This is a genomic window from Streptomyces sp. NPDC058877 (assembly GCF_042742855.1).
In the GTDB taxonomy this organism is placed as follows: Bacteria; Actinomycetota; Actinomycetes; order Streptomycetales; family Streptomycetaceae; genus Streptomyces.
In genome coordinates, this window is sequence record NZ_JBHYMF010000396.1 from 1 (window position 1) to 1528 (window position 1528).

2 protein-coding genes are annotated in these 1528 nt (G+C 69.4%); one reads left to right on the forward strand and one right to left on the reverse strand.

All coding sequences use genetic code 11. The features are described 5' to 3' along the window. Positions 1 to 179: 179 nt before the first annotated feature. The gene (locus ACFW2Y_RS35835; protein WP_384887932.1) at positions 180 to 650 is read left to right on the forward strand and encodes a hypothetical protein; all 471 of its coding nucleotides are present in this window, start codon (positions 180 to 182) and stop codon (positions 648 to 650) included. A gap of 340 nt (positions 651 to 990) precedes the next feature. Here the strand turns inward: ACFW2Y_RS35835 and ACFW2Y_RS35840 are convergent, their stop codons facing one another. Beyond that, positions 991 to 1419: an SsgA family sporulation/cell division regulator gene (locus ACFW2Y_RS35840; RefSeq protein WP_384887935.1), complete on the reverse strand. Its 429-nt coding sequence runs from the start codon at positions 1417 to 1419 to the stop codon at positions 991 to 993. Between the last annotated feature and the right edge of the window lie 109 nt (positions 1420 to 1528).

Below are 1528 nucleotides of genomic sequence, written 5' to 3' on the forward strand. Positions count from 1 at the left end.
GCCCCCACGGAGGGCCGTTCGCCCCTGCCGGTGGCCGAAGGCGGCAGGGTGGTGTGACCCACGTGCACCAAGCCGCCGGCTCGGCAGTGACAGATCGCCCCTCGGGGAATCGGGACCGTCGGGTGATCGGCTCGGCAGCGCCGGAAGCACCCCAAGCGACCTGTACGAGGAAGTCACGCATGACACCGTTACGAGTCAACGCACCGAGTCCTCCGGACGAGGCCCATCCGCGATACGTCGTTCTCCAACGCCTCTCCGTGATCAATCGGTTGGGCGAGCAGACCTATGACCGGTTGCTCCAGGACATGGACCAACCGGAAGGGAAGCTCCTCGCCTTCGCCGCCCTCATGGACACCCTCCTGCTCGACCTTCGCCTGCTCCTTTCACCGGAGCTCGAAGGCCTCGCCCGTGCTGCCGTGGATGCGTCCCCCGACGGTCGGGAGACCGGGGAGGCCGATGCGCAGAAGGCGGCCCGGCTCCTTGCGGGAATCTGGCTGAGCGGCTCCGGAGAGGCCGTGGACCGGGAACTCTGGCGCCGACACGGTGAAGACGCGGTGTTGGCGTGCGTGCGTGTCGCTCGGCAGGCGACGTGTCCACGGGAGCGCCGTCAAGCCGGTCCGGGGCGAGGAGACCGCGATCGCCGGTCGTAGCGCCGCGCATGCGGCTGACCGAAGCCACGGTTCGTCGCACGGAGAAGGGGCGGGAGCGCGATGCTCGCAGACTTCCACGGGCCTCTGCCCGTCCGGTGGACGACCGTGCCGCAGCTCTCGGAGCCCGCTTCGCACGGGGAGGCGACGGGGCCGCTGGTCGTCGGAGCCCGTACGGCGGTGTCCGGTGGAGCGCAGTCAGTCCCGGGGTCTGGGGGAGTGACGGCGCGGGGGGCGACGGCGGGGAACGGCACCGGAGGCGGACAGGACGCTCAGGAGGGTGACGGCGGCCGGCCGGGTGTGTCTCGACGCACGGTTCCGTCGGTTTCGTGCGGAGGCACGGTCACCGGGAGGATCTGGAGATGCTGTCCAGTTCCGTGTCCAAGTGCCACCAGTAACAAGGGTGGTGTTCTTCGCGCCCGAACGGCACCAGCGCACCGGTACGGTCGAGGAAGGCCTTCAGCGGATCGCCCGGAGTGACGAACAGCGCTTCCTCTTCGTTGACCCGCAGGCGGATCAGTACCGCGCCGCCGTCGTGCTGCCCCACGGGCGAGACGGTCACGTCCCCTTCCCCGCAAGGGCGTCCGACGCCGTTGAACAGCAACTCCCTTGCGAAACACCAGGTGTTCGTGGAGCCGTCCGGAAGCGGGATGACGAGTCGTACCGCAAGGGGGTCGCAGTTGTCGTATCTCATGCGCACCGGAATGCGGTACGCGGGGCCTTCCGTCGGCAAGAGGTCCATCGGGACCTCCTCGTCGACGAACTTGTGCATGGGTCGCTCCCTTCTCGTTCTTCGTTTCCGGGACGCCGGCGGACCGCCGGTCCGCGGAAGGGCGCCCCTGGTGGTGACGGGATCGCCCCCGCCGCCGAAGCGGTCGGCA